The sequence below is a fragment of the Flavobacterium xylosi genome (genome assembly GCF_042787345.1).
GTDB classification, from domain to species: Bacteria; Bacteroidota; Bacteroidia; order Flavobacteriales; family Flavobacteriaceae; genus Flavobacterium; species Flavobacterium xylosi.
Map to the genome: position 1 here is coordinate 123,006 of NZ_JBHZPZ010000006.1, position 26,839 is coordinate 149,844.

The following is a 26,839-nucleotide window of genomic DNA, read 5'->3' on the forward strand; positions in this document are numbered from 1 at the left end:
TTAGTCATTAGCGATATAGCCTACTCCGCGAACGGTTTTAATGTAGTCCTCTTCTATTTTTAAATTCAATTTTTTACGAATTGCATTCATAAAAACATCTATTACACCAGTATCATAGTCAAAATGAATATCCCAAACATCTTCAATAATTTGGGTTCGTGTACATACTTTACCTTTATTTTTTACTAAATAGCACAATAAGTCATATTCCCGATGAGTTAACGGTACTTCGTTGCCATTCGCCAAAACACGATGTTGCGAAATATTAATTTCAATCGTACCAAGCTTTAGGATTTCTTGCTCTTTTTGATTTCTAAAATGAATTTTAATTCGCTCTGTCAATTCGTCAAAACTGAACGGTTTTTTTATATAGTCATTAGCGCCGGCTTTCAACCCTTCTAATGTTTCCTGAAGAGTATCTTTGGCCGTCAGAAAAATAATTGGCGTACTGTTATCTTTTAATCGAACGGCTTTACAAAGTTCTAACCCAGTCATCTTTGGAAGCATCCAATCCAATAATATCAGATCAAATTTTTCCTTTTGAATTAATTCAAATCCTTGCAAACCATCAGGTGCGAAAGTAATTTTATAACCTTCCTCTTCCAATCCTTGTTTTAGGAATTGTACAATACCAACTTCATCTTCTACAATTAAAATATGCATCATTTATTGCATTATAAATTTAACACCTAACGACACAATATTGGCATTCAAACCATCATTTCGAACATAATGATTGTATCTGAAATCTATGTTTTTCAATCCAAATTTCCAAATTTCAGAACCTAGCAAAATATCTAAATAGCTTACGCCAAAGCCATACTGACTGGCATTAAATGCTGATAAATCGTAGTCTGAGGTATAATATTTTTCAGTAGAAATATGTTTTTCAAAAGGGGCAAAATAGTCGGATGCAGTTTGCACATAATATCTGTACATAGGGTAAACTGTAAATTTTTCCCCTAATTTAATTGGCAATTCAATAGAAGCGGTATGTGCCTGAATACCCCAATTATCTTCGTAATATCTATAATACGTCTTGGCAACTATATATTCATTTATATAAAAATTGATTCTTGCACCTATTGGAACTTTAAATCGAGTATTTGGTAATCGTTCAATATCATCAGCAAGTCTATAAACTCCTTTATTTTCTGCCGTTTCATAAACAGGGATATACTGTGCTTGTCCAATATAATAATTTGATTTATCTGAAAAATAAACTCTTTGATAAGGGGTCGCCAATAATCCTTCCTGTTTTAGAACATCCATGAATACTGACATTTGAATCCTTTTTGAAAGTATTTGTGAGAAGGATAATGATGCTGAATATGAATTGGTCTCCATTGATCTAAATAAGCATTTACTTTTAAACCTATTTCCGTATTTTTTTCATTGAATAATTTGGTTAACCCTCCACCAAAACCAACTGAGGTATAGTCGTATTCATTGGAAAATGAAATATCTGCGCTCCAAATTGTATTTCTATTATCAGAACTATGACTATAATTTGCCACAACTGAAGCTAACTCATCATTTCCAGAAGCACCAGATGAGGCTTGCCAGGGCGTTCCATAAGGACCTGTCGAATTCCCGGAACCAGATGCACCTGTAGCATTAAATGGGTTTATATTACTTGACGAAGCTGAAGTGTAAGCAGAAATTCCAACATCAAAAGTTAAAATATCATCATCGTTTAATGGAAGCGCTACAACAATATTAGAAGCAATATCAGTTAACTTTTCAGAACCAATTCCCCCAGCAACAGGAGAGTGTACTCCGTCTTGTTTGTAATAGCTGAATAAAAAATCAACCTCAGTATTTTCTAAAACTCTTTTCTTAAAAGTTGTTGTCGTATCTTGAGTTTGAGCCATGGCAGCTACATTTACTAATAAAACAATTAAATAAATTCTTTTTTTCATAACCCTTACTTAATTACAACCACACCCACCGCCTGTTTTTCCTCCGTTTGCTCCAGCGGCAGCTTCCCGATACACTTGAAATGCCGTCTCGTATCGTTCAGCCGTTTTTGCACTTAATTTCATTTCCGGATCATTGATGTATTGTTTATCATATTCTTTTACCGCTATACAAGATTGCATCACAACTATTAGAATTATAAAAAGCACTATTTTATTCATCTTTATATTTTTTTAAATCTATATTTTTTGAGGAAAATATTTTTCCGCTGTCATCAACATAAATGCAACCTATTCCGGGTAATTGATTCACTAAATCTAAACCAACATCGACTCCTAACACAAATATACCCGTTGCTAAAGCATCCGCTAATTCCGTTGTTTTTGCAAAAACGGATACGCTTATAACTCCTGATGCCGGATAACCTGTTCTGGTGTCAATTATGTGTGAATATCTTTTTCCGTTGAAAGTTACAAACTTCTCATAACTCCCCGATGTTTCTACAGCGCTATCGTCTAATGGGAATGTAGCAAATATTTTATTTTTGTTTAAAGGGTTCTTGATACCTACTTTCCATTTTTCGCCGTTGGTCTGTTTTCCCCAAGTATTAATGTCACCTGAGATATTTACGATTCCTGCCACGACCCCTTTAGAAATAAGTAAAGATTTAACTTTATCGGCTATAAATCCTTGCCCAATACCTCCTAAACCCAGTTTCATACCTTCGAATTTCAGAAATATGGTACTGTTTTTATGGTCTAAAATTATATTTTTATATCCCACTTTTGAAACCGAATTCTTAATTTCTTCCGGAGTTGGCATTTTGTTCATACTTCCGTCAAATTTCCAAATCTTATCCATAGAAGCATAACTGATATCAAAAGCACCTGAGGTTAATTCTGAAATTTTTATAGAGCGTTCTACTAAATCAAAAACTTCTTGTGGAACTTTAACAGGCTTTATTCCTGCATATTTATTTACCTGTGAAATTGAAGTTGTTGGAATCCAATCTGAGATGAGGTTTTCAAGACGAGATACTTCAGCAACCGACATATCGATGTAATAATCGGCTTCGGGAATATCTTTTGCTACAACAGTCATTTCAAAAGGGCTGCCTAACATCGATAAAGTCCTTTTGTGAGTTAATTGAGCAGATCCTAAAGTGACTGTAAAGAGAAAAGAAATAAAAATAATTAATCTCATTAATTTTATTTTAAAAATGATTGAAGCTGGTTAACATATTCTTGTGGAGAAACATTTTTATAACCCGTTTTGCCAAGTACTTTTCCGTTTTTGTCTAAAACAACAATCAATGGAAACATTCCATCCTTATTATATTTTTCAGCCAAATTTTGGTTCTGTTTTTTTATTTCGGGAGACAATTGATTTTGCTTTTTCTTCGGGAAATCTGCGCGTTCTAGAATTAGATTATTTTTTGCATATTCCATAAACTCGGCCGATTTCCAGATGTCTTTATCCAATTTAATGCACGGTCCACACCAGTCTGAGCCTGAAAAAACGAGTAAAATATTTTTATTCTGATTAGTTGCTTCCGTTTTTGTATCCTCAAAATTAGTTTTCCATTCTTGTGAATAACCAATTGTTACCATCAAAAGTAACATTGATACCATTATTTTTTTCATTTTATAATCGTTTGTTAATTTATGAATATACTCTAAGAGAATTTCCCGTCAAAGAAGTATTGTATTGTTTCAAATTTGTGTTTGCCGGACCACGTGTAACCACACCTGTACTGCTAAACTGGGCTCCATGATTTGGACAAAGGAAATCATTTGTTGAAGCAACGTAATTTACATTAGTCCCTTCATGTGTGCATGAAGCTGATACGGCAATAAAAGTTCCTGAATTTGTTCTTGCAACAACGATGCCTTGTGATACTAAATATCCTCCATTTGCAGCTAATGAACCCGTACTCACATCAAGCAAAAAATCTACTCCGGTTGGAGCTTGAGTTATTATTGGTGATGAGGAATTATCACTGGAACAACCTGAAGCTAATCCCGCGATACATGCAGGTAGTAACGCGGCGGCCGCTCCAAACCCTACTCTTGAAAAAAAATCTTTCCTATTCATATTAATTTTTTTTATAGTAATACTATTGCTACCCTACAAATTAACCCTAAATATAAAGTAAAATTGTTAAAACTAAACGTTCTTAAGCCAAAATTAAGAATGGAATACGCCTAGTCCTTAATGCTTTTATTGTTTCAAATTACTATTTTTGTAAAAAAAAACAACTCATAATGACCCTTTCAAAAAAATTCTCTCCATTTTACAATCTTATGCTTTTCTATATTATTGTAAGCGTAGTTTTAAGAATAGTTTTATTATTTCATCCCATTACGCAAAGCTCATTTGGTTTTATCGATATCATTAAAATATTCGGTTTTGGACTAATTTCTGACTTTTTCATTTTTGTATTGGTGAGTGGCTTTTTATGGTTATACCTGATTTTTATTTCCAATTCAAAATACTTTAAACCTTACGGTTATCTTTTTTTCGGATTATTAGTAGCCTTGTTATTATATGTCTCCTTTGGTAACACCATTCTAAATGAATACGGAGGTGCTTTGCCTGCAATTGGAATTGCTTTCATTGCCATAAAAACAATTTTATTTGGGTTATTGCTATTTTTACCAAAATACCGCAGTCAAATCAGATTCTGGCTGTTTTCCTTTGTAATTTTCTTGTATGTCGTTTTAATTTTGCAAAATGGAATCAGTGAATACTTTTTCTGGAATGAATTTGGCGTTAAATACAATTTTATAGCAGTTAATTATTTGGTTTATACCAATGAGGTTATCGGAAATATTATGCAGTCCTACCCGGTTATTCCAATATTCAGCGCATTGTTTATTGTTGCGGGTTTAATAACCTATCTAATCGTTAGAAAATCCCGCAGTTATATAGACAGTATCCCTACTTTTGTACAAAAAGTAAAACTATCGGGAATATATCTTACTCTTTTTGGTCTTTCTTTATTCGCAGTACCAGTTTTAGCGACTCAGGAAAATTCTCAGAATATTTTTGCGAATGAATTAGAAGCGAATGGAATATATAAATTCTTTTTAGCCTTTAAAAACAGTGAATTAGACTATTTCAAATTCTATAAAACATTACCCGAAAAAGAAGCGTATACCTTGTTGCAAGAACAAATTCCTGGAATGGCAGGAGAAACTTCTTTGCGTAAAATTCAAAGTGAAGCTGCAGAGAATCATAAGAATGTTGTGTTAATCACCATCGAAAGTTACAGTGCTGATTTTATGAAAGCATACGGAAATGAGCAAAATCTTACTCCGTTCTTGGATAGTTTAGCAACAAAAAGCCTATTGTTTACAAATCTTTATGCCGTGGGGAATAGAACTGTTCGAGGTCTTGAAGCGGTGACTTTGTGCTTGCCTCCTACTGCTGGTGAAAGTGTGGTAAAAAGAGACGATAATAAGAACAAATTTTCAACTGGAAACGTCTTTAAACAAAAAGGATACAATGTAAAATTCCTATATGGTGGCGACGCATTCTTTGATAACATGGAAGATTTCTATACTGGAAATGGCTACGGAATAGTGGATAAAAAAACATTTACTCCAGAAGAAATTACTTTTGCGAATGTATGGGGCGTTTGTGACGAGGACATGTACAATAAAGCAATCAAGTTGATGAATGACGAAGCGAAGCAAAACAAGCCGTTCTTTAACCATATTATGACGGTTAGTAATCACAGACCATTTACCTATCCTAATAATAAAATTGATATTCCAGGAGATGCAAAATCTCGTGATGGTGGTGTAAAATATACGGATTTCGCGATGAAGAAATTCTTCGAAATGGCGAGTAAACAACCTTGGTTTGCAAATACCGTTTTTGTGATTCTCGCAGATCATTGCGCTTCAAGTGCAGGAAAAACAGAGCTTCCAGTTGATAAATACAGAATCCCGGCAATGATTTACAGTCCAGGTTATATTCAACCAAAACAGTACAAGAATTTGATGTCTCAAATAGATGTAATGCCTACATTATTTGGATTGTTGAATTTTAATTACAAAAGCAAATTCTATGGTCAGGACGTTTTAAAACCGAATTATAAACCAAGAGCTTTAATAGCAACTTATCAAGATTTAGGATTGATAAAAGATAATGTTTTAACGGTTATTTCGCCTAAACAACAAGTAAAACAATTTCAATTAACTTTGAAAAAAGAGCAAAAAACAGCGCCTAATTTTCAAATCTATTACGATCAGATTCCTCTGATAAAGGAAAGAACCGATTTAGTAAATCAAACTATTTCTTATTATCAAACGGCTTCTGATATATTAAAGAAAAAGAAATATCAGAAAGTAAACTAAATAGAAACGGGTCAGATATTAGTCTCACCCGTTTTCATTTAGAATAAATATTAAAAATAAATTATTCTTTTTCGCTTTCTAAACCAAAAAGATTTCCTTTTTTAAATGATTTTAAATCCTGCTTTAGTCCCTTTTTATTACGTTTTGTAAGTGCTGCATTGTCAAGAGAACTTAAATCCGGTTTTCCAGCATTTACCCATGCAGTATACCAAAAACTAGCCGTTGCGGTAATCGCTTTTTTCATTTGTTTTTCAACCATTCCGTCTAAAGCCGTGTGAAGTTTACCAGCATATTCATCAGAATATAGAACACCACCATATTTATTCTTTACAACCTTCCCAGCTTCGTCCATGACATACATTTTATTTTCAGGAGTTGCTGTTCTTAATTTTTTGTCAATGCTTAATAATGGCTCTACTAAACTGTGTGTGTCTAAAATAATATCCCATGTTGCCTGATCTACATTTTCAATATATTTACCTTGCTCCACATTGAATTTATAATCTTTTACAAATAATTCAGGCAAACGGCTTTCCCATAAAGAATGAATCCCTTTTTGATTGGTATTTTGACCATCATGATTATCGGAAGTATGCAACGGCATATGCGCATCTGCAATATAATGTCCTAGATCAGAGGCGATGAATAAAATTTCAGTTTTTCTTTTTTCTTTGAAAGCCTTCGTCAATTTAACCATCATTTCCTGAATGTACCAAGGTAATGTTCCATTTTTAGACAAGAATTTTTCGTCATATTTCTTCTTTGCAGCTTCCATTGTTTTAGGAAAACTGTCTTTGGCTCCAAAATTCTCCATGTCAAAATAATGACGTGGACCTTCAGATTTATCGCTTAAAACAGATTTTCTTAAATCTGGAACAGTTGATTCTTGAGTTATAAAATCAATATGATTATAAAAAAAAGTCTGTAATGGTTTTGGGATAGCCATTACCGCTGCATTATTGATTCGTTCATGTCCGACGATTCCCCATGATAAAAGAAAAAAAGTAATACTTATTACAGATAACGCAATAAGTGTAGGTCTAATTTTAAAATTTTTCATTAAATTTATTTTTTTGAAGGACAAATGTATTTCTTTAAATCGTTATTAAAAAAAATCTAGTTTAAGATTCTGTTAATTTTAAAAAAAATCTATCTAAATGTTTCGTCATAAAGGAAAAAACAGAACTTTTATTCATAATTTACGTTTAGCTACTTTATTGTCATTTGTGGCTGGAATTGTAAATGTCACTGGCGTTTTATCCATAAAAACATTAACTACTAATGTTACGGGACATTTTGCCTATTTTGCTGAAGAGGTTATGAAACATAATTATTCTGCGGCAATTACCTTTTTTATTTTCACGATTTTCTTTCTCATCGGTTCTTTCGTATCCAATTTTTTAGCCGAATTAATTTCGAAAAAGCACCCGGATTTATCTCATGTCATTCCCATCACCTTGGAAATAATTGTTTTGATTGGTGTTGGAATTTTTGGTGGACAATCGGAATTATCCTCATTTGAAGGTAAATGGATTGCTTTCGCTATGCTTTTTGCCATGGGAATTCAAAATTCATTGGTAACAAAAATTTCACAATCAACAGTAAGAACAACCCATTTAACGGGGCTTTTTACAGATTTAGGAATAGAACTGTCCCAATTGTTTTTCTATAAAAAACCGGAAGAAACAAAAAAATTAAAGACCAGTATTTATCTACGATTATCGATTATAATTTTCTTCTTTCTTGGATGTTTTTCGGGAGGCTTTATGTATATTTTTTTGGAAATGAAAACACTTTTTATAGCTGCATTCTTTCTTTTGCTAGCTCTTTTATATGATTATATCAGACTTCAGTTCCATGTTATTAAAAGAAAAACTTTCCATCATAAAACTAATTGAAATAAATTATAGTCACGAGAGTGCCAATTGCAATGAATATCCAAAGTGAAATACCCTGTAACAAAGGTTTCAAGCCAACGGATTTTAATGCATTTAGATTCAAGCCTGCACCAATTAAAAATAAAGTTACCGTAAGACCTATTTTGGCAATATAAACTAAATGTGGCGCTATAACAGCAGTTTGAGGTACATACGTATTTGTTATCATCGCCAAAATAAATAATCCGATGAAATATGGAATTTTCAATTTGCTTGATTTATTTTTAAAAATAACTGAGGTGATTAAAGCAACTGGAATGATCCATAAAGCTCGGGCTAATTTTACTGTAGTTGCGATTTGTAATGCTTCGGGACCATATTTACTGGAAGCACCAACAACAGAACTGGTATCGTGAATAGCTATCGCACACCACAACCCGAATTCTTTTTGTGATAAATCCAATGCATGACCCACCGCTGGAAATAAAAATAATGCCACGGAATTCAGAATGAAAATAACTCCCAAAGCAGCGGATGTTTGCTTTTCATCCGATTGAATTACCGGTGCGATTGCAGCAATAGCACTTCCTCCGCAAATGGCAGTTCCACAAGAAATTAGATGGGAAGTTTTCTTGTCGATGTTAAACCATCTTCCTAGAAAAGTTCCTAAAATTAAAGTACTAAAAATAGATGTTATTGTAAATAGAAAACCTTCTTTTCCTGCTGATAAGGCGCTGTTTACATTCATTCCAAAGCCTAATCCAACAACCGAAATTTGCAGTAATATATTTGTCGCTTTGTGATTAAGATGCAAGAAAGGATGCCCAGAAAGATTCGCTAAAACTAAACCTAATAATAAAGCAATCGGCGGTGAAATAAATGAAGTCATGCAAACCAATAATAAAACAACAAAAATAATTTGTTGTAATGTTGGATTGATTTTTAATAATTTAATGTTGGTATATTGATTCGTTTCCAAATTAAAACTGTTGAATTATTACCTTACAAAGGTGCATAGTTAATTCAATAGTTACTAATTGTCTAATATAATGCCTTATAACTTTAAATTATAGTAACTCGCTATGTTTTTAATAAATAGTTCCGAAAGCGAATCCGTTTTTCCTTGCAAAGTAATGATGTAAAAAAATCGTTCAATCATTAAGTTTTTGACATCAATAATAGTCAATTCATTGTTTTTTAGCTCGTTATTTATGGCGTGAATCGAAATAAAAGCAACACAATCAGAATTCATCAGATACGATTTTATACTTTCGGTGCTTCCTAATTGCATTTCAATCGTGAGTTGAGAAAGTTTAATTTCAAATGGTCTCAAAGCATATTCAATAACTTCCAGTGTTCCTGAACCTTGTTCGCGCATTAGAAACCGCATGTTTTTAAGATCTTCTTTTGTAATTTCTTCTTTGCTGACCAATGGATTTTTACTGTTGCAAACTAACACTAATTCATCTTTTAAAAATTTGGTGTATTTAATAGACTGATTTTTAGATTGCCCTTCTACAATTCCTATTTCAATTTCTTTGTTCAATAACGCGCTTTCAATTTGCTCTGTATTACCATTAAGCAAAGTAACCTTTATATCCTGCAATTTTTGATGAAAACGCGCTAAAAGTGGCGGAATTATATATTGAGAAATCGTAGTGCTGGCTCCCAATCGTAACGTTCCTTGTTGTTGATTGATGAGCGCACTCAAATCAAAATCTATTTCCCGATAAATTTCAAATATATTTTTAGTGTGTTTTAGTAACAACTCACCTGCTTTTGTAAGTAAAATTTTGGAACCATTTCTATCAAAAAGCTTGATTTTATATTGTTCTTCTAATTCTTGAATGTGTTTGGAAATAGCAGGTTGCGTAATAAACAACTCGGTTGCTGCTTTTGTGAAACTCAATCTGTTGGCAACCGTGAAGAATACTTTTAGTCTAAAATCCATGTTGTTTAATTGTATTTTATTACAGTAATCCGTTGTATTTTCGAACAAACCATTCTGTCGCCAGAAGAATGGAAATCAAAACCAACAACCAAACCCAATCAATCAAAGGCATTTTGGTGCTATTATTTTTTTGAATTGATTTGTATTCCTCATTGTCTAAAAGCAATTTTATTAAAGCATCCGTCTGATCCGGATAATATTCTTTTCCTTGCGTTTGCATCGCTAATTGAAATAATTTTTTCACATCAGGATTCACAAATTGTTTTTCAATATCAAAATCAAGGATTTCAAAATGACTGGTATAAGTGGTTTTTGAATTTAATTCTTTTACAGAAAAATTATAACTTCCCGCAGAAAGTCCATCAAGATTAACGGTATAAGAATTATTCCCCTTTAATAAATCGTAATTTTTAGTTTGCTTTGTTTTCGTATTGGTAACGGCAATTGTCAATCGTGCTTTTTCGTCAAATTCATAATTTTTATTAAAATACTGGGCGGAAATTTCAATTGCTTCTCCTGAATTATAAAAACTTTCATGTTCTACAACTAATGATTTCTTGGAGTTATTGGAAGCCAAAAACTGGATAATCTTATCTATAAAAATATCATATTTTGCAAATGACTGATTATCGATATGACTTTGTAAACGCCATTTCCAGCTATTCTCACCTAAAAGAAAAGCGGAACGTTTTCCTTGATTCTCCGTAAAAGCGAGTAACGGGGAATTTGTATCTATATTTCTGATTTTTGACGAAAGTAAAACCGATACATTACCATTGGCAGTTACAGTTCCAAAAGGATTTTTCAAAGGAGGAAAATTTTCAAAACCAATATTATCAATCGCAAACAGATTAAACTGGGAATTAAAGGATGACGTATAGTCTTCTTTTTGCCCACTCATTTTGAATGATAAACTGCTTTGATTTTGATTCAAAAAATTAAAATCAGTATTATTCCCAGTTATAATAAAAGTATTAATACCGGCTAATTTAGCGGTATCAAAAACTGACTTAAATTCGCCATTTGGCTGGTACAAAATCAAAACATTATAATCCTGTAATGATTTGATATCATTTGGTTTAACAATCGTAACTTTACGCTGTGCATTAGTTTCAATGGCACGTTTCAAAGCAGCAACATCAGGATGATTTATTGCTGAAATTATTGCTACATTTGTTTTCTGATCAATAACTTCCACAGCAAAATTCTTGGTGTTATTGAACGTGTTTTTTTCTTTTTCTCCCGATGTAATGCTAGCTTTAAAAACTTGTAAACCTGCTTTATTGGCTGGCAAAAGTACATTTATTGTTGCCGTCTTTTTCGAAGGAGAAAATGAAATACTTTGTTTGCTTACTACTGAATTTCCTTGCGAAATAATAAAATCGGCTGAAATATTTTTGGTTCCTGAATACTGCAAAAAAACTTCAACCGGGAATTTATTTTTGTAAAAAGCGTATTTATTAACGTTTAGCTGATTGATTTTTAAGTCAAATAGTTTCGTCGTATCGCCTAATATTACCGGATAAACTTTATTGGCGGCATCAAAACTATACACATAATCATTTCCTGAAGTTTGATTTCCATCAGTTATAATAACCGTGGGGAAAATTACATTTCGATTAATGCTCTTTAAGTTCTTGGCAATTACTTCAAGATTGGTTTGTGTTCCTTTGAAATTAAACGTGGAAGATGGCTCAAAATCAGTGTCAAATTGATAGGATTGCACATCGAACTTATCTTGGATTGCAGTATTTGAACTAATCTTTTTATACAATTCCAATGCCTTTTCTTTGGCATTCAAAAAAGTAACAGAACTGGAATTGTCAACCACAATTGCTAAAGGTGTTTTTACAATTTCTAAAGTATTTTTAGTAATTATTGGGTTTATAAGCAATAATAAAATCAAAAATAAAGAGGCAAAACGCAAAAATGCCAAAAACAAATTGACTTGCGATTTGTTTTTGGCATTGTATAAATATTGGTAAAATGACAAACCACCTGCTACGACTAATGAAAGTATAATCAATAAAATAGTAGTTGTTGTCATATTATTTAGTGTTCTGTCACAGTATTCAGTATTCAGTTACTGCAAACTGAAACTGACAACTGCTAACTTTATTAAGTAAGCATTCCTCCACAAACGTTCATAACTTGTCCGGTTATATATGCACTCATATCAGAAGCAAAGAAAAGACAAGCATTAGCAACATCTTCAGTAGTTCCACCACGTTTTAACGGAATTCCGTCTCTCCATCCTTGAACCACATCATCACTTAATTTGGCCGTCATTTCAGTTTCAATAAATCCTGGTGCAATGGCGTTGCAACGAATATTACGAGAACCTAATTCTAATGCTACTGATTTTGTAAATCCAATAACACCTGCTTTAGAAGCCGCATAATTGGTCTGACCTGCATTACCCTTCACTCCTACTACAGAACTCATATTTATTATTGATCCGGAACGTTGTTTCAAGAAAGTGCGCTGAATCGCTTTGGTCATATTAAAAACAGATTTCAAATTGACATCAATTACTTGATCAAAATCGGCTTCAGACATACGCATTAATAAATTATCTTTGGTAATCCCAGCATTATTGATCAAAACATCAACAGTTCCGAATTCGGCAATTACCGCATCAACCATAGTTTGCGCTTCGTTAAAATCAGCAGCGTTTGATTGATATCCTTTGGCTTTAATTCCAAGTGCGTTCAATTCATTCTCAAGAGCCAAAGCTGATTCAACAGATGAACTGTACGTAAAAGCAACATTTGCACCATTTTTCGCGAAAACTTCTGCAATTCCTTTACCAATTCCGCGACTTGCGCCAGTAATTATGACAACCTTTCCTTCTAGTAATTTCATTTTATGATGATAAGTATGTTTATTATTTTGATGTACAAATATAGATTATTTAGGCGTTTTATGAAATTTGTAGTACAAAAAAAGCCTTACCGAAGTAAAGCTTTTAAATATTGTATTTTAATTTTTTTGAAATGTACTAAAAAGCTACATTCCATTTTGGCAATCTTCCATTTTCGTCAAGGAAGTTTTGTAAAACTTGTCCTTCTACGAATGTTGGGATTACTTTAGTTTTATCGTTGAATGTCTCATACCAAACTACTTCAATTGTACTAATGTCTTCGATTTTCATTTGTGCTGGCCAAGAATATTTCCTTCCAGTTTTTGCAAATTGGTGTCCTTCAACAATTTTGTCCTTAAGACCACCATTTTTAATTTTCAAAGTCCCGTCATTCTGAACAGTTCCAGTAGAACCAACCATAATTAGCTCTTTTTCATCACCTATTGAATACACTAAAAATACTCCAGATCCTTCTGAAGCATTACAAACTTCTTCTAAACTATCGTCTGTAGTAAATGAAAACTGATTGGTAACTTTGAATTTTTTTAACTCTTTGTACATACTATTTTATTTTTATTTGAATTGGCTTTAACAAAAAAAATACCTCACAAAATCGTGAGGCTCACTGAAAACCATTCGTTTATGTTTGCTCTTATTATTATGAACTGGATAAACCAGGCAATTTTAATAAAGTGCAAAGATATTTCTTTAATTCAATTTATAATAAAAAAGCCCCACAAAATGTGAGGCTTTTAAAATATTTAATTAGAGTTTAGATTAACCTAAAACTTCTTTCACTTTTTTACCAATTTCAGCTGGAGAATCTACAACGTGTATTCCACATTCTCTCATGATTTGTTTTTTAGCTTCTGCAGTATCGTCAGATCCACCAACGATAGCACCTGCATGTCCCATTGTACGTCCTGCTGGAGCGGTAACTCCTGCAATAAATCCTACAACTGGTTTACGGTTACCATCAGCTTTAATCCAATGAGCAGCATCAGCTTCTAATTGTCCACCAATTTCACCTATCATTACGATACATTCTGTTTCTGGGTCATTCATCAATAATTCTACCGCTTCCTTTGTAGTAGTTCCAATGATTGGATCTCCACCAATACCAATTGCTGTAGTGATTCCTAAACCTTGTTTAACCACTTGGTCAGCAGCTTCGTACGTTAATGTTCCCGATTTAGAAACAATACCTACAGTTCCTTTTTTGAAAACAAATCCTGGCATAATTCCAACTTTAGCTTCACCTGGAGTAATTATTCCTGGGCAGTTAGGTCCTATTAATCGAGCATTTCTTTCTTTTACGTAAGCATTTGCTTTGATCATATCAGCTACAGGAATTCCCTCAGTGATCGCGATAATTACTTTAATACCTGCATCAGCAGCTTCCATAATTGCATCAGCAGCAAAAGCTGGCGGAACAAAAATGATAGTAGTGTCTGCTCCTGCTTGTTCAACAGCGTCTTTTACCGTATTGAAAACTGGTCTGTCTAAATGAGTTGTTCCACCTTTTCCTGGGGTTACACCACCAACAACATTTGTACCGTATTCAATCATTTGAGAAGCGTGGAAAGTTCCTTCGCTTCCTGTAAATCCTTGAACAATTATTTTGGAATCTTTATTAACTAAAACACTCATGATATATATTTTATGTAGTTTTTAAAATTGTGTAGCAAAAGTAAGGCTTTCGAAATTATTTCCCATCCTTTTTTTGTCAAAATAAATTATGATAATTGACTCATTTGATAACCTCTGAATAATTTATTGTCTTTTATTTGCCATATGGCCATAAAATGAGCCAATAACATTTCTTCTCTTGGGTTTTCAATAGTTTTTACAAAATGAGAATACCGAACTGAAATCGTATCATTTTCAGCAATTATTTGGCTTATTCTTACTTTAGATCGAACATAGGCTTTGCTTAAATCATCCGATAAATTCAATAAAGAATCATAATTCAGTTGCAAAAATCCTTTACTGCTATTCCAATCTAAAAGAACCTCAGGATGCAAAAAATCTTTCATGACATCGCTGTCAATCAGTGCATCTGATTTATAAAATTTTTGAACAATTTTTTTAGCAGACATATTATTTTAATTTATTTAGGATTTCTGGAATCTTCTTGATATTAGCCAGTTGTTTCAATTTTTCTCTTGATTCTTCTATTGGAGTGCCAAAATAAGACTTACCGCCTTCTACAGATTTCGTGACTCCAGTTTGACCCAGAATAACCGCCTTTGCTCCAATTGTTATTCCACTTGTAGTCCCGACTTGTCCCCAAATTGTTACATCATCTTCGATAATTACGCATCCTGCAATTCCAGTTTGTGAAGCAATCAAACAGTTTTTTCCAATTACGGTATCATGACCTACATGGACCTGATTGTCAATTTTTGTGCCCTCTCCAATTGTTGTGTCACCTGTAACTCCTTTGTCAATGGTACAAAGAGCACCAATTCCAACATTGTCTTTGATTACCACACGACCTCCGGAAAGCAATTGATCATATCCTTCAGCACGTTTTTTATAATAAAAGGCGTCGGCTCCGAGAATGGTTCCTGCCTGAATCATCACATTATCACCAATAACAGTATAATCATAAATGGAAACATTAGAATGTATTAAGCAATTTTTACCAATAATTACATGATTTCCAATGAACGTATTTGGCTGTATAATAGTTCCTTGCCCTATTGAAGCTGAAGTAGCTATTGATACATTGGAAAACTGAAAAGGTTTAAAATTATTGGTTAATTTATTGAAATCTCTAAAAGGATCATCAGAAATTAAAAGTGCTTTTCCTACCGGACAATCCACTTTTTTATTAATCAAAACTATAGTAGCAGCTGAATTTAATGCTTTGTCGTAATATTTAGGATGATCTACAAAAACAATATCACCTGATTCGACAACATGGATTTCATTCATTCCAGATACTGTAAAATTAGCATCACCAACATATTCACAGTTGATAATATTGGCAATTTCTTCTAAAGAGTAGACTTTTGGGAATTTCATTTTTTTAGTTTTTAGTCTCAGTTTTCAGTCCCAGTTTTCAATCATTACCGACACAAACTGTCTACTGAGACTGAAAACTGAAAACATATAAAAACTATTCCTTAACGCGTTCCATATAAGAACCTGTTGTAGTATCAATTTTAATTTTATCACCTTCATTTATGAATAAAGGAACATTGACTGTTGCGCCCGTTTCAACTGTAGCTGATTTTGTAGCATTAGTAGCTGTATTTCCTTTAATTCCTGGCTCAGCGTAAGTCACTTCAAGAATAACAGAAGCTGGCATATCTACAGAAAGAGGTAAATCAGTTTCTGTATTGATACTTACCATTACATTTTCTCCTTCTTTCAATAAATCTGGTGAATCTAAAATATTTTTATTTAAAGTAATTTGTTCGAAAGTCTCTGTATTCATAAAATGAAATTCATCACCTTCAGGGTATAAAAACTGAAATTTATGGTTTTCTACTCTAACTTCTTCAATTTTATGTCCTGCAGAAAATGTATTATCCAATACTTTTCCGTTAGTCAAACTTCTAAGTTTAGTTCTCACAAAAGCAGGACCCTTTCCTGGTTTTACGTGAAGAAATTCTATAATTTTGTATATATCGTTGTTATATTTAATACACAATCCGTTTTTAATATCTGATGTAGATGCCATTTGAATGTTTGTTTTCCCCACCCCAGCCCTCCCCGAAGGGGAGGGGGTCGAAATGGAAATTAGTTACTAATTATTTTTACTATTTATTTTTCTTTTAATTTTTTTTGCAATACAGCTTTTGCATTTAGTCTCCCTCCCCTTCGGGGAGGGCTGGTAGGGGATCAATAATTCCCTGAATATCCTTTCATTACTCCTCTTGATGAATTTCTGATAAAATCAATAATCTCATCTCTTTCCGGTGTTGCTTCCATCTCGGCTTCAATAATTCCTAAAGCTTGTGTGGTATTATAATTTTTTTGATAAAGAATTCGGTATATATCTTGAATTTCTCTAATTTTTTCGGTTGTAAAACCTCGTCTTCTTAACCCAACAGAATTAATACCAACATAAGATAACGGTTCTTTTGCTGCTTTTGTATAAGGAGGAACGTCTTTCCTAACTAACGAACCACCAGATATCATGGCATGATCTCCAATTTGAATAAATTGATGTATTGCTGCCAATCCACCTATAACTGCAAATTTACCTACCGTAACATGCCCAGCTAGAGCAACTCCGTTTACAATAATGGCATTATCACCAATATGACAATCGTGTGCAATATGCGCTGTAGCCATTACCAAACAATTATTACCCAGTGTTGTTTGTCCTGATGCAATAGTCCCTCTATTAATGGTTACACATTCTCTAATCGTACAATTGTCTCCAATTATTGCTAAAGAATCTTCTCCACCGAACTTCAAATCTTGTGGAACAGCTGAAATAACTGCACCTGGGAAAATATTACAATTTTTTCCTATTCTTGCCCCCTCCATAATAGTAACATTTGAACCAATCCATGTCCCGTCACCAATAATAACATTATTATGAATGGTCGTGAATGGCTCAATGACTACATTTTTGGCGATTTTAGCGCCTGGATGAACATATGCTAACGGTTGATTCATATTCTTTATTTAATCGTTTAACTGTTTAATCGATTAACCGAATCAACGATTAACCAAATCAACAAAAAAATTACTGTTTTTTTGCAATTTGTGCCATTAATTCCGCTTCAGCAACTAGTTTTCCATTTGCGTAAGCGTTCGCTTGCATATGACAAATTCCTCTTCTGATAGGCGTTATTAAATCACATTTAAAAATCAAGGTATCACCTGGCAATACTTTTTGTTTGAATTTGACATTGTCTATTTTCATAAAATAAGTCAAATAATTTTCTGGATCCGGAACCGTGCTCAATACAAGAATTCCTCCTGTTTGTGCCATTGCTTCAACAATCAAAACGCCAGGCATAACCGGAGCTTCCGGGAAATGTCCAACAAAGAAATTTTCATTCATTGTAACATTCTTCATACCTACGACATGACTTTCAGACATTTCAATGATTCTGTCAATCAATAAAAATGGTGGTCTGTGAGGAAGAACAGCCATAATTTTATGAATATCCATCAATGGTTCTTGGTGCAAATCATAAACAGGAACATAATTTCTTTGTTCTATTTTTATGATTTTCGCCATTTTTTTGGCAAATTGCGTATTTACAAAATGCCCTGGTTTATTGGCAATAACTTTACCTTGGATTTTTGTTCCAATTAAAGCTAAATCCCCAACGACATCAAGTAGTTTATGTCTTGCTGCTTCATTAGGGTAATGTAAAGTAAGATTATCTAATATTCCGTTAGGTTTAACGGTCAGTTCCTCTTTACCAAAAGCAACTTTTAAATTTTCCATTGTAGCGGCAGATATTTCTTTATCCACATATACAATAGCATTATTTAAATCGCCTCCTTTTATCAATCCGTTTTCTAAAAGGGATTCCAGTTCATGTAAAAAACTAAAAGTTCTGGAATCGGATATTTCAGTTTTAAATTCTGAAATACTTTTCATATTTGCATTTTGAGTCCCTAAAATTTTAGTTCCAAAATCGACCATGGTAGTCACACAATAATGATCACTAGGCATGATTAAAATTTCGCTTCCGGTAGCTTCATCAGTAAAAGAAATGACTTCTTTTACCACATAAACATTACGTTTTGCATTTTGCTCTTCAATACCTGCTTTTTCAAGCGCTTCGACAAAATATTTAGCGGAACCATCCATTATAGGTAATTCTGAAGCATTTAGTTCAATGATAACATTGTCTAAATCACATCCTGTCAGTGCGGCTAAAACGTGTTCTGGCGTTTGTATCTTTACACCAAGTTTCTCTAAATTGGTACCTCTTTGCGTGTTTACAACATAATTTGCATCTGCTTCAACAATAGGACTTCCTTCAAGATCTACTCTAACAAAAGTAAAACCATTGTTTATTGGAGCAGGTTTGAAAGTCATTTTCACTTCTTTTCCTGTATGTAATCCAACTCCAGTTAGTGAAATTTCTGTTTTGATGGTCTTCTGTTTAACCATTTTTTCCATTTTTTTGGTTTAATATTTGTTTTTTTAACTCTTTTATTTCTGCGATAATTTTTGGGAAATTCTTGAAATGAACATACGATTTACTAAAATCATTGTATCCAAATGCTGGACTTCCCTGCAAAATATCATTATCTTTTATATTCTTTCCAACACCCGATTGTGCCTGAATACGGACATTATTCCCAATAGTCAAATGACCTGCTATTCCTACCTGACCACCAATCAATCCGTTTTTTCCAATTTTAGTAGAACCTGCAATACCTGTTTGTGCAGCAATTACCGTATTCTCTCCTATCTCAACATTATGGGCAATCTGAATTTGATTGTCCAGCTTCACTCCTTTTCTAATAATGGTAGAACCCATTGTAGCCCTGTCAATAGTTGTGCAAGATCCAATATCTACATTATCTTCAATAATTACATTTCCTATTTGAGGAATTTTAGAATAGGTTCCATCCGGATTTGGCGCAAAACCAAAGCCATCTGCTCCAATTATTGCTCCTGAATGTATCGTACAATTACTTCCTATAATAGTCTCCGAATAAATTTTTGCACCAGCAAAAATAGTTACATTATCACCTACTACAACATTATCCCCAAGAAAACAATTAGGATAAATTTTTACATTATTTCCCAAAACGGCTTTCTCACCTATATAACTAAAACTGCCTAAATATAAGTTTTCTCCATATTTTGCTGTTTCCGAAATAACGGATGGCTGTTCGATTCCGCTTTTATTACCTTTTGCCTGATCGTAAAATTCTAATAATTTAGAAAAGGACATATAGGCATCATCCACTTTTATAAGTGTTGTTTTTATTTCTGTTTCCGGAACAAAGGTTTTGTTGACAATCGTAATTGTGGCCTCCGTGGTGTAAATAAAGTTATTGTATTTTGGATTCGATAAAAAAGTTAATGAACCGTCTTTTCCTTCTTCAATCTTAGACAATTGATTCACTTCAGCTTTTGGATCCCCAACAACTTCACCTTCCAAAATACCCGCTATTTGTTCTGCTGTAAATTTCATCTTATCTGATTATATTTTTTATAGGCATAAGATGGAACTCCCTATATAAAGTTCTTTTAAAATAAAATAAAAATGCATTGGCTCGTTTCATTGCGACAAAAATATAAAAAAATAGATTTTAAATGTTCATTTCTACGAGTTGTTTTGGGAAACAGATATAATATTTAGTTACCAATTTAGATAATGATTTTAAATTCAGCTGATCAGACGATTCAATAACATCCTCCACTGTTCTGTCTTTTTTCAAAATTCGTATCGGCTCCGCTTCTTTACTGTAGGCTTGGTTTTTAATTTTACCTTTAAAAATAAAATAATTAGTTTCCAGCAAGGTAATATTATTTTCCGCTGCAAAACGTTCTTTCAACGGTTGCAGTTCTTCTAATGAAACTTTCTCACTCGTTAATTTTATCTTTAACAAATCCCTGTTTACAATCATTTTACTAAGGGATGACAATATAAAATCATCCTGTCTTTGCCACGCTTTTAAAGCGCTAATAATATCAAAATCATCCAATTGTGAAAATAAATCTAAAGTAGCAGTGTCAAAAGTTTCCATCGTGACTTTGTTTTGCATAAAAAACAGCAAAGGTTCACTACAAGGTAACTGCACTCCCTTTATGGTTAATTCTTTGGCACGTTTTAAGACTTTCGTCAAAATTAACTCTGCTACTAAACTGGTTTTATGCAAATATGCCTGCCAGTACATTAATCTTCTGGACATCAAGAATTTCTCAACCGAATAGATACCCTTTTCTTCAATCACCAAGTAATCATCGACAACATTCATCATTTGAATCAGTCGCTCTGAATTGACATTTCCTTCTGCCACACCCGAATAAAAACTATCTCGTTTTAAATAATCCATTCGATCCATATCCAATTGACTGGAAATCAATTGCAACATGAATTTTCTGTTGTATTCGCCTTTGAAAATCTGAATTGCGAGACTCAAATGACCATTAAATTCCACGTTCAACTGGTTCATAAATAAGAGTGAAATTTCTTCATGATGAACGTCTTCTACAATGCTTCTTTCCATGGCATGCGAAAAAGGGCCATGACCTATATCGTGCAATAAAATAGCTATATATAAAGCATTTTCTTCGTCAGGAGATATTGAAACGCCTTTAAAACGCAATACTTCCACGGCTTTTTGCATCAAGTGCATACAACCCAAAGCATGATGAAAACGCGTATGATTTGCCCCGGGATATACTAAATACGACAATCCCATTTGGGAAATGCGTCGCAACCTTTGAAAATAAGGATGCTGAACTAAGTCGTAAATTAAGGCATTGGGAATGGTAATAAACCCGTAAATGGGATCATTGAATATTTTTAGCTTATTGATTTGACTCACTATAACTTTATTTTGGTGAACAAATATAGACAAATTAGATTGTATTACAGTTAAGCATAATTTGTGGTGTATTTTTCATCAAAAGAGATTGATTTTATATTTTTAAAAACCTCTTTAATTTGAGATTAAAGTAGTGATAAAAAGCACAAAAAAAGCGAGAATATCATCCCCGCTTTTTCGTTTTTTACAATACTTTTTTCTGTTCGTCTTTTATATCCACTTCGGTGACTTTACCGTATTTTTCCGCAATTTTTTTGATTTCTTCTGATTTACCCACCAGGATAAATTGGAATTTATCCTTTGGAAAATATTTGGTAATGATTTGGTTTGCTTTTGCTAAGTCAAGCCCATCCACATTTTTCTCAAAATTGTCAATAAAAGATTTGTCAAAATTATACCAGAACATTTGTGTCATCAGTCCGGATAATTGCCCCGCCGTTTCGTAACGTGGAGGAAATTGTCCTTTGACATAATTTTTGGCAGAGGATAATGATTTTTCATCAAGACCAGTTGCATGCAATTTAGTCATTACTTCCAAAGCTTTATCAATTGCAGCTTCGGTCGTTTTGTTGGCAGTAAAAGTGCTAATCACAAAAGAACCTCCATTTTTTAAAGTATTAAATCTACTTGATGCACCATAAGTCAAACCAGAATTTACACGTAATTCATCATTCAACATAGAGGTAAATCGTCCGCCAAAAAGTGTATTTACAACCTCGATGGCCACAAAATCCGTATTATTTCTGCTAATCCCCGGAGCTCCTATATAAAATGTAGTCTCCTTAGCATCATTTTTATTGACCAATAACACCCTATTTTCGGTAGGAATGCTAATCGCTTTTGTTGCAGGATTTTCTTTTTCTTTTGTTGATTTTTCCCAAGTTGAAAATAAAGTAGTTAATTCCCCTTTCATGTCTTTAGTATTAAAATCTCCAACTATGCTAATCGCAGAATTATCAGGCTTGTAATTTGTTTTGTAGAAATTTTTCAAATCTTCAACAGTCAATTTACTAACTGTGGAGTTTATTCCGCTAATTACATTTCCGTAAGGATGATTTCCATACAAAAAAGCATCAAAATACGACGCTATTACTGATCGTGGGCTTTCTTTTTGCTGTTCAAGCATTACCAACAAACGGCTTTTCTCTTTGTTAAACTCCGTAGGATCAAATACAGGATTGAGTAATAAATCTTTAATTATTGCAAGTACTTTGACTTTGTCTTTTGCTGCAAAATTAGAAGAAAGACCTGCATATTCTTTGGTAGCATAAGTATTTACATCGGCTCCAATGAAGTCTAGTTCTTCATCCAATTTTGTCTTTGTAAAATTTTTAGTACCATGTTTCAGAGCTGTAGCGGTCAATGATGCTAGTCCAGCTTTATCATTGTCATAAATTGCGCCTGCGGGAAGTATAGCTGATACACTGATTACCGGAACATCATGCTGTTCCATCAGGTAAACGGTAAGTCCGTTTGATAATTTAAAAGTTGTATAATCAGGTAATTTATAACTCTGTGCCGATAGGCTTATATGTGTCAATACTAGTAAACAGGCCGTTAGTATTGTTTTTTTGATTGGTTCCATAAAATTAATTTTCTACGTTTGTTTTTAATATACCTACCGTTCTATTGCTTTTTATAAAATATTTTTTGGCTACGTTCTGCACATCAGCAACTGTAATTTTATTATAGTTGGCTGGAGCGTTGAACATTTTTTTATAATCCCCGAAAAATACTTCATAAGTACCTATATTGTTAGACTTCCCATTGATTGTTTCCACCTGAGAATAAAACTCCATTAGTTTCTGATTTTTTATTTTTTGAAGTTCTGTTTCACTAATTCCATTCGTTTTTATTTTTTCAATCTCAGCGTAAATCGCATTTTCTAAATCTGATTCATTTATATTTTTATTGGCAACAGCATAGAAATTGAAAAGATTAGGATCAAAACTATCTCCAAAATCAGTCTCTACCTGGGTTGCTAATTGTTGTTTGTCAACTAATGCCGAATATAATCGTGATGACTGTCCGCTTGAAAGAACGGAACTTAGAATATTCAATGCATAATAATCTTCATTTTTGGACTCAGGAGTATGATAAGCAATCATTAAATAGGGCGTTGCAACCTCTTTTTTCACGGTTATTCTGCGCTCTCCAGTTTGAGCAGGTTCTACTATATGAACGATGGGCGGTGTTGGTTGTGCTGGAATTGGTTCCAAATATTTTTCAGCAAACCGTTTCACCTCTTCCACTTTGATAGCTCCAGAAACCACCACTACACAGTTATTTGGAGCGTAGTAAGTCTTGAAATAACGTTCCAAATCTTGTTGCGTCCAGTTTTTCATATCGTCTTCATAACCAATAACTGGCCAGTGATATGGATGCTCTTGGAAGGCTGTTGCTTGAACGGACTGCGATAAAAGTCGCCATGGAGAGTTCTCCAATCCAGTACGTCGTTCGCTTAATACCACACCTCTTTCGCTTTCAACCATTTTTGGATCAATGCTTAGATTTGCAATCCTATCGGCTTCCATGTCAAAAATAATTTCTGAAGCCGATGCCGGAAACCAGTCGGTATAAACGGTAACATTTTCTGTAGTATACGCATTATTGGCGCCTCCGTTGAATTCCATTGTTTGGTCAAAAAGTTTGGGGCCATATTTTTTAGCTCCATTGAACATCATGTGTTCAAAAAAGTGCGAAAGTCCGGTAATTCCTTGGTATTCGTTACGGCTTCCTACCTTGTAAAATAAATACATGTTGGCATTAGGAATGGAAAAGTCTTCCACTACCAGGAATTTCATTCCGTTTTTAAGGGTAAACGTTTTTACATCATCTGCTTTCATTTGTGCACGACCTGTTAAGGCCAGCATAAGAAAAAGAGGCAAGATTATTTTTTTCATATTACATAAATATTAATTAAACATTCTGGTTTTGATTGAATTTAAAATAAAGAAAGGATAAATATGGGTAGCTGTTTTAATTTAAACACTTGAAATAATTCCAATATACTTCTTGAAAATCGATTTTTAATTCTCTGCTAATTTAAAAAAGTTTTTAGTTTAACAAGTAATCCAGTCTAAGAATTCTCACACAAAAATAATTTCTTTAATTGGATTGGTATCCAAATTTCCTCTTCTGAGGTTGGATTATTATTTTTATGTTTTTCTACTCAAATTTCAAAGTGTGGCCTGTTATCCAAAATATAATCAGAATTAGGTAACCAAGTTGTAAAAATATATTGAAAGACTTGTGGAGCTGAGATAATATCTCCTTTATAAGTTAAAACCGGATAAAGGCCACTTGTTATTGTAAAAGGATCCATTTCATCTGGAACTTTGTCAAAATCTGTCACTTCAACGGTTGCCCATTTTTCAAAATCAGTATTGGAATCAAAATTCTTAAAATACAAAGGATCGTAGATTTGCATGAAATAGAGATTGCTGCCAATGCAATTTTGAATCTCTTTGCGTCTTGGCATAAAGCTTTTCCAAAGTTCCGGAGTTTTATCATTGGCTAAAGACATTGTCATTCGTTTACCAATCAGTTTCTTTTCAAGAAGCGTTTCTATTCTGGGATTCATGTAACTAATTTAATTTGGTTCAATTGGTCAGTATTCCTCATCTTCATCTGGTTCTGATTCCTTTCTTATTGAAGTATCCCTATTAAAAAACTTGGTTACCTCTTTTTTATCTTTCTGATTCTTTTTAATCAAATATAGAATTAAAGCAATTGCACAAACCAAAACTACAGTAATAATAACCCAATTTATTTCCATTGGTTTTGTTTTTTGTAAAATTACATAAATATAAAAATCTCATTTGCTGAATTATTCAAAACGTCGGTTCAAGTGTTTTTTGTGCAGTAAAACGGAACAAAAAAATATATCTATAACTATTTTTAACACTAATTTTCTAGTTTTAGACTTAGTTCTTCACCGAAAATTACCTAGTTCTTTTTTTCATTCATTTATAATCTAATTTTTTAAATCGGATAACCATATGCTTTGAAATCTATTTTAGTCAGTAGATAAAATAGCATATCCATAATTATCTGACCAGCCGGATTTTAACGGTAGTAGTTTTCTCGTATGAGCTTCTCTTATCATCCCTGTCTTTTCTAAAACTTTGATGGAACCAATATTTCCCACCGCACAACCCGCTTCAATACGGTGAAGATTAAGATCGTTAAAACCAAAACGGAGTATTTCATTCAAAGATTCCGTACCGTAGCCTTTATTCCAATGATCTTTATGAAATTTAAACCAAACTTCAGCATTTTTATATTTTACCTTCCCCAAATTGATTCCAATTAATCCTATACTATGGTTTCCGGTATTTAATCCCACCACAAAAGAAAACTTAGTCGGAAGTGCTTTGTTATTTTCAAAAATCCACTTTTCTAAAAGTAGTTTTGTTTCATCAATATCTGCCGGAATCCCTAAAGTATTGAATTCATCCGTTTCTTTCAAAGAATGCAATTCGTGAATATAATCCAAATCCAGTAGTGTAATTGGTCTTAGTATTAATCGTTCTGTTTTGAGAATTATAGTGTTCATTTTTTGTTTTAAAATTACTATTACTAGCCGAATCTGGGTGTTTAACCGTTATACAGCCAAATATTATTCAATAATTAAATTATTAATTTCATTTAAATTTTGTTCTTGATTGTGATAAAAAAGAAAATTTTCAACATCTCCGTATAGTGTTATCACATCATTTCGTTTCAATCGTGTTGGTTTATTTCAAATTATAGTTTCATATGATGACCATGGATATAAACTCATATTCTCAACAAAACCATGATGAACTGGATTATTATGGATATAAAAAATTAATTGCTGAAAATAGGTTTGCGAAGACACTAATTTTCTTTCGAAAGTTCTTTCAAACAAACTCCCCGTTCTATTATGACGCTTGTTAATGGCTTGTGCATAGGCATTAAAAAAATGAGAGAATTGTCTGTATGGATCTATAATTTTTGGATTTTCAAATGTTGAATAACTCAATTAAGTAGTATTTATTTCTTTCTTCTTTTTCTTTTATACGAACTAAAACATGAAAATGATTTTTTAATAAACACCAAGCAAATGTTTCCGCAACAGGTTCAATATATTTGGCATACAGACGTAGAAAATGATAATAATTCTCCGTTTCTAAAAATATATCAATACCGTTATTCCCTCTATTGTAGATATGATAATAGTTGCCGTGAAGTATTGGTTCTTTTATTTCCATTATTGGATAGGTTTAATAAAAACATTCATATTTAACTATCCCTGTCAGGGTTTAAAACCCTGACAGGGATGACTTACAGCAGCCTATTTATAAATATGAAACTAAATCATATCCAATTATCGCCCCGAAAGCGA

Annotated in this window: 28 protein-coding genes and 1 pseudogene; 2 read left to right on the forward strand and 27 right to left on the reverse strand. The window is 33.0% G+C overall.

The window, feature by feature from the left end; genetic code table 11:
• The 6 genes and pseudogenes from ACFX5E_RS06905 to ACFX5E_RS06930 all read right to left on the reverse strand — a co-directional run bounded on the left by ACFX5E_RS06905 (position 1) and on the right by ACFX5E_RS06930 (position 4,014).
• Positions 1 to 663 carry a response regulator transcription factor gene (locus ACFX5E_RS06905; protein WP_379854518.1) on the reverse strand — a complete coding sequence of 221 codons (663 nt, stop codon included), beginning with the start codon at positions 661 to 663 and terminating at the stop codon, positions 1 to 3.
• Positions 664 to 666: 3 nt separating this feature from the next.
• Positions 667 to 1,922 (reverse strand): annotated as a pseudogene (locus ACFX5E_RS06910) (DUF3570 domain-containing protein).
• 9 nt (positions 1,923 to 1,931) lie between these two features.
• On the reverse strand, positions 1,932 to 2,141 hold the full coding sequence (locus ACFX5E_RS06915) for a DUF4266 domain-containing protein (protein WP_379854461.1): 210 nt from the start codon (positions 2,139 to 2,141) through the stop codon (positions 1,932 to 1,934).
• Positions 2,134 to 3,123, reverse strand: coding sequence for an FAD:protein FMN transferase (locus ACFX5E_RS06920; protein WP_379854462.1), 990 nt, complete (start codon positions 3,121 to 3,123; stop codon positions 2,134 to 2,136). The genes ACFX5E_RS06915 and ACFX5E_RS06920 overlap by 8 nt, the downstream gene beginning before the upstream one ends.
• A gap of 5 nt (positions 3,124 to 3,128) precedes the next feature.
• Positions 3,129 to 3,563 carry a thioredoxin family protein gene (locus tag ACFX5E_RS06925; RefSeq protein ID WP_379854463.1) on the reverse strand — a complete coding sequence of 145 codons (435 nt, stop codon included), beginning with the start codon at positions 3,561 to 3,563 and terminating at the stop codon, positions 3,129 to 3,131.
• Positions 3,564 to 3,582: 19 nt separating this feature from the next.
• The gene (locus ACFX5E_RS06930) at positions 3,583 to 4,014 is read right to left on the reverse strand and encodes a QcrA and Rieske domain-containing protein (RefSeq protein ID WP_379854464.1); all 432 of its coding nucleotides are present in this window, start codon (positions 4,012 to 4,014) and stop codon (positions 3,583 to 3,585) included.
• 170 nt (positions 4,015 to 4,184) lie between these two features.
• On the opposite strand from ACFX5E_RS06930, the gene ACFX5E_RS06935 reads away from it, so the two are divergent.
• Positions 4,185 to 6,284: an LTA synthase family protein gene (locus tag ACFX5E_RS06935; RefSeq protein WP_379854465.1), complete on the forward strand. Its 2,100-nt coding sequence runs from the start codon at positions 4,185 to 4,187 to the stop codon at positions 6,282 to 6,284.
• A 61-nt stretch (positions 6,285 to 6,345) separates the two neighbouring features.
• Here the strand turns inward: ACFX5E_RS06935 and ACFX5E_RS06940 are convergent, their stop codons facing one another.
• On the reverse strand, positions 6,346 to 7,344 hold the full coding sequence (locus ACFX5E_RS06940) for a zinc dependent phospholipase C family protein (RefSeq protein ID WP_379854466.1): 999 nt from the start codon (positions 7,342 to 7,344) through the stop codon (positions 6,346 to 6,348).
• Between the two features lie 97 nt (positions 7,345 to 7,441).
• Between ACFX5E_RS06940 and ACFX5E_RS06945 the strand changes: the two genes are divergently transcribed.
• On the forward strand, positions 7,442 to 8,182 hold the full coding sequence (locus ACFX5E_RS06945; protein ID WP_379854467.1) for a YoaK family protein: 741 nt from the start codon (positions 7,442 to 7,444) through the stop codon (positions 8,180 to 8,182).
• Here the strand turns inward: ACFX5E_RS06945 and ACFX5E_RS06950 are convergent.
• The 20 genes from ACFX5E_RS06950 to ACFX5E_RS07045 form a co-directional block, all read right to left on the reverse strand.
• The gene (locus ACFX5E_RS06950; protein ID WP_379854519.1) at positions 8,175 to 9,050 is read right to left on the reverse strand and encodes a YeiH family protein; all 876 of its coding nucleotides are present in this window, start codon (positions 9,048 to 9,050) and stop codon (positions 8,175 to 8,177) included. The two genes, ACFX5E_RS06945 and ACFX5E_RS06950, sit on opposite strands and share 8 nt — an antisense overlap.
• 165 nt (positions 9,051 to 9,215) lie before the next feature.
• Complete coding sequence (locus ACFX5E_RS06955; RefSeq protein ID WP_379854468.1) at positions 9,216 to 10,112, reverse strand: LysR family transcriptional regulator; 897 nt, start codon at positions 10,110 to 10,112, stop codon at positions 9,216 to 9,218.
• A gap of 19 nt (positions 10,113 to 10,131) precedes the next feature.
• The gene (locus ACFX5E_RS06960) at positions 10,132 to 12,159 is read right to left on the reverse strand and encodes a hypothetical protein (protein ID WP_379854469.1); all 2,028 of its coding nucleotides are present in this window, start codon (positions 12,157 to 12,159) and stop codon (positions 10,132 to 10,134) included.
• A gap of 71 nt (positions 12,160 to 12,230) precedes the next feature.
• The gene (fabG, locus tag ACFX5E_RS06965) at positions 12,231 to 12,977 is read right to left on the reverse strand and encodes a 3-oxoacyl-[acyl-carrier-protein] reductase (protein WP_379854470.1); all 747 of its coding nucleotides are present in this window, start codon (positions 12,975 to 12,977) and stop codon (positions 12,231 to 12,233) included.
• A 136-nt stretch (positions 12,978 to 13,113) separates the two neighbouring features.
• Positions 13,114 to 13,536, reverse strand: coding sequence for a hypothetical protein (locus ACFX5E_RS06970; protein ID WP_379854471.1), 423 nt, complete (start codon positions 13,534 to 13,536; stop codon positions 13,114 to 13,116).
• 216 nt (positions 13,537 to 13,752) lie between these two features.
• Positions 13,753 to 14,625, reverse strand: coding sequence for a succinate--CoA ligase subunit alpha (gene sucD, locus ACFX5E_RS06975; RefSeq protein WP_379854472.1), 873 nt, complete (start codon positions 14,623 to 14,625; stop codon positions 13,753 to 13,755).
• An 86-nt stretch (positions 14,626 to 14,711) separates the two neighbouring features.
• Positions 14,712 to 15,074: a nuclear transport factor 2 family protein gene (locus ACFX5E_RS06980; protein ID WP_379854473.1), complete on the reverse strand. Its 363-nt coding sequence runs from the start codon at positions 15,072 to 15,074 to the stop codon at positions 14,712 to 14,714.
• Position 15,075: 1 nt separating this feature from the next.
• Complete coding sequence (locus ACFX5E_RS06985; protein WP_379854474.1) at positions 15,076 to 16,005, reverse strand: UDP-3-O-(3-hydroxymyristoyl)glucosamine N-acyltransferase; 930 nt, start codon at positions 16,003 to 16,005, stop codon at positions 15,076 to 15,078.
• 94 nt (positions 16,006 to 16,099) lie between these two features.
• Positions 16,100 to 16,666, reverse strand: coding sequence for an elongation factor P (efp, locus tag ACFX5E_RS06990; protein WP_379854475.1), 567 nt, complete (start codon positions 16,664 to 16,666; stop codon positions 16,100 to 16,102).
• A gap of 161 nt (positions 16,667 to 16,827) precedes the next feature.
• The gene (gene lpxA / locus ACFX5E_RS06995; RefSeq protein ID WP_196850832.1) at positions 16,828 to 17,613 is read right to left on the reverse strand and encodes an acyl-ACP--UDP-N-acetylglucosamine O-acyltransferase; all 786 of its coding nucleotides are present in this window, start codon (positions 17,611 to 17,613) and stop codon (positions 16,828 to 16,830) included.
• Positions 17,614 to 17,683: 70 nt separating this feature from the next.
• On the reverse strand, positions 17,684 to 19,072 hold the full coding sequence (locus ACFX5E_RS07000; protein ID WP_379854520.1) for a bifunctional UDP-3-O-[3-hydroxymyristoyl] N-acetylglucosamine deacetylase/3-hydroxyacyl-ACP dehydratase: 1,389 nt from the start codon (positions 19,070 to 19,072) through the stop codon (positions 17,684 to 17,686).
• Positions 19,065 to 20,108, reverse strand: coding sequence for a UDP-3-O-(3-hydroxymyristoyl)glucosamine N-acyltransferase (gene lpxD, locus ACFX5E_RS07005; RefSeq protein ID WP_379854476.1), 1,044 nt, complete (start codon positions 20,106 to 20,108; stop codon positions 19,065 to 19,067). Before lpxD ends, ACFX5E_RS07000 begins: the two co-directional genes overlap by 8 nt.
• Before the next feature lie 118 nt (positions 20,109 to 20,226).
• Positions 20,227 to 21,468: an HD domain-containing protein gene (locus ACFX5E_RS07010; RefSeq protein WP_379854477.1), complete on the reverse strand. Its 1,242-nt coding sequence runs from the start codon at positions 21,466 to 21,468 to the stop codon at positions 20,227 to 20,229.
• Between the two features lie 184 nt (positions 21,469 to 21,652).
• Entirely contained in the window at positions 21,653 to 23,053 is a 1,401-nt protein-coding gene (locus ACFX5E_RS07015; RefSeq protein WP_379854479.1) for a M16 family metallopeptidase, read from the reverse strand.
• 4 nt (positions 23,054 to 23,057) lie between these two features.
• Positions 23,058 to 24,371: a M16 family metallopeptidase gene (locus ACFX5E_RS07020; RefSeq protein ID WP_379854480.1), complete on the reverse strand. Its 1,314-nt coding sequence runs from the start codon at positions 24,369 to 24,371 to the stop codon at positions 23,058 to 23,060.
• 269 nt (positions 24,372 to 24,640) lie between these two features.
• The gene (locus ACFX5E_RS07025) at positions 24,641 to 25,051 is read right to left on the reverse strand and encodes a GyrI-like domain-containing protein (RefSeq protein WP_379854481.1); all 411 of its coding nucleotides are present in this window, start codon (positions 25,049 to 25,051) and stop codon (positions 24,641 to 24,643) included.
• Positions 25,052 to 25,078: 27 nt separating this feature from the next.
• A complete protein-coding gene (locus tag ACFX5E_RS07030) occupies positions 25,079 to 25,246 on the reverse strand; it encodes a hypothetical protein (RefSeq protein ID WP_379854482.1) in 168 nt (55 codons plus the stop codon).
• A gap of 240 nt (positions 25,247 to 25,486) precedes the next feature.
• Complete coding sequence (locus tag ACFX5E_RS07035; protein ID WP_379854483.1) at positions 25,487 to 26,026, reverse strand: GNAT family N-acetyltransferase; 540 nt, start codon at positions 26,024 to 26,026, stop codon at positions 25,487 to 25,489.
• Between the two features lie 186 nt (positions 26,027 to 26,212).
• Positions 26,213 to 26,476: a transposase gene (locus ACFX5E_RS07040; protein ID WP_379854484.1), complete on the reverse strand. Its 264-nt coding sequence runs from the start codon at positions 26,474 to 26,476 to the stop codon at positions 26,213 to 26,215.
• Positions 26,457 to 26,705: a hypothetical protein gene (locus tag ACFX5E_RS07045; RefSeq protein WP_379854485.1), complete on the reverse strand. Its 249-nt coding sequence runs from the start codon at positions 26,703 to 26,705 to the stop codon at positions 26,457 to 26,459. Before ACFX5E_RS07045 ends, ACFX5E_RS07040 begins: the two co-directional genes overlap by 20 nt.
• Positions 26,706 to 26,839 lie beyond the last annotated feature (134 nt).

What these genes read in the sequence shown, in the direction of transcription:
- ACFX5E_RS06905 (WP_379854518.1), bottom strand. Translation starts at nt 663, where the DNA reads ATGCATATTTTAATTGTAGAAGATGAAGTTGGTATTGTACAATTCCTA.
- ACFX5E_RS06915 (WP_379854461.1), bottom strand. Translation starts at nt 2,141, where the DNA reads ATGAATAAAATAGTGCTTTTTATAATTCTAATAGTTGTGATGCAATCT.
- ACFX5E_RS06920 (WP_379854462.1), bottom strand. Translation starts at nt 3,123, where the DNA reads ATGAGATTAATTATTTTTATTTCTTTTCTCTTTACAGTCACTTTAGGA.
- ACFX5E_RS06925 (WP_379854463.1), bottom strand. Translation starts at nt 3,563, where the DNA reads ATGAAAAAAATAATGGTATCAATGTTACTTTTGATGGTAACAATTGGT.
- ACFX5E_RS06930 (WP_379854464.1), bottom strand. Translation starts at nt 4,014, where the DNA reads ATGAATAGGAAAGATTTTTTTTCAAGAGTAGGGTTTGGAGCGGCCGCC.
- ACFX5E_RS06935 (WP_379854465.1), top strand. Translation starts at nt 4,185, where the DNA reads ATGACCCTTTCAAAAAAATTCTCTCCATTTTACAATCTTATGCTTTTC.
- ACFX5E_RS06940 (WP_379854466.1), bottom strand. Translation starts at nt 7,344, where the DNA reads ATGAAAAATTTTAAAATTAGACCTACACTTATTGCGTTATCTGTAATA.
- ACFX5E_RS06945 (WP_379854467.1), top strand. Translation starts at nt 7,442, where the DNA reads ATGTTTCGTCATAAAGGAAAAAACAGAACTTTTATTCATAATTTACGT.
- ACFX5E_RS06950 (WP_379854519.1), bottom strand. Translation starts at nt 9,050, where the DNA reads ATGACTTCATTTATTTCACCGCCGATTGCTTTATTATTAGGTTTAGTT.
- ACFX5E_RS06955 (WP_379854468.1), bottom strand. Translation starts at nt 10,112, where the DNA reads ATGGATTTTAGACTAAAAGTATTCTTCACGGTTGCCAACAGATTGAGT.
- ACFX5E_RS06960 (WP_379854469.1), bottom strand. Translation starts at nt 12,159, where the DNA reads ATGACAACAACTACTATTTTATTGATTATACTTTCATTAGTCGTAGCA.
- fabG (WP_379854470.1), bottom strand. Translation starts at nt 12,977, where the DNA reads ATGAAATTACTAGAAGGAAAGGTTGTCATAATTACTGGCGCAAGTCGC.
- ACFX5E_RS06970 (WP_379854471.1), bottom strand. Translation starts at nt 13,536, where the DNA reads ATGTACAAAGAGTTAAAAAAATTCAAAGTTACCAATCAGTTTTCATTT.
- sucD (WP_379854472.1), bottom strand. Translation starts at nt 14,625, where the DNA reads ATGAGTGTTTTAGTTAATAAAGATTCCAAAATAATTGTTCAAGGATTT.
- ACFX5E_RS06980 (WP_379854473.1), bottom strand. Translation starts at nt 15,074, where the DNA reads ATGTCTGCTAAAAAAATTGTTCAAAAATTTTATAAATCAGATGCACTG.
- ACFX5E_RS06985 (WP_379854474.1), bottom strand. Translation starts at nt 16,005, where the DNA reads ATGAAATTCCCAAAAGTCTACTCTTTAGAAGAAATTGCCAATATTATC.
- efp (WP_379854475.1), bottom strand. Translation starts at nt 16,666, where the DNA reads ATGGCATCTACATCAGATATTAAAAACGGATTGTGTATTAAATATAAC.
- lpxA (WP_196850832.1), bottom strand. Translation starts at nt 17,613, where the DNA reads ATGAATCAACCGTTAGCATATGTTCATCCAGGCGCTAAAATCGCCAAA.
- ACFX5E_RS07000 (WP_379854520.1), bottom strand. Translation starts at nt 19,072, where the DNA reads ATGGTTAAACAGAAGACCATCAAAACAGAAATTTCACTAACTGGAGTT.
- lpxD (WP_379854476.1), bottom strand. Translation starts at nt 20,108, where the DNA reads ATGAAATTTACAGCAGAACAAATAGCGGGTATTTTGGAAGGTGAAGTT.
- ACFX5E_RS07015 (WP_379854479.1), bottom strand. Translation starts at nt 23,053, where the DNA reads ATGGAACCAATCAAAAAAACAATACTAACGGCCTGTTTACTAGTATTG.
- ACFX5E_RS07020 (WP_379854480.1), bottom strand. Translation starts at nt 24,371, where the DNA reads ATGAAAAAAATAATCTTGCCTCTTTTTCTTATGCTGGCCTTAACAGGT.
- ACFX5E_RS07025 (WP_379854481.1), bottom strand. Translation starts at nt 25,051, where the DNA reads ATGAATCCCAGAATAGAAACGCTTCTTGAAAAGAAACTGATTGGTAAA.
- ACFX5E_RS07030 (WP_379854482.1), bottom strand. Translation starts at nt 25,246, where the DNA reads ATGGAAATAAATTGGGTTATTATTACTGTAGTTTTGGTTTGTGCAATT.
- ACFX5E_RS07035 (WP_379854483.1), bottom strand. Translation starts at nt 26,026, where the DNA reads ATGAACACTATAATTCTCAAAACAGAACGATTAATACTAAGACCAATT.
- ACFX5E_RS07045 (WP_379854485.1), bottom strand. Translation starts at nt 26,705, where the DNA reads ATGGAAATAAAAGAACCAATACTTCACGGCAACTATTATCATATCTAC.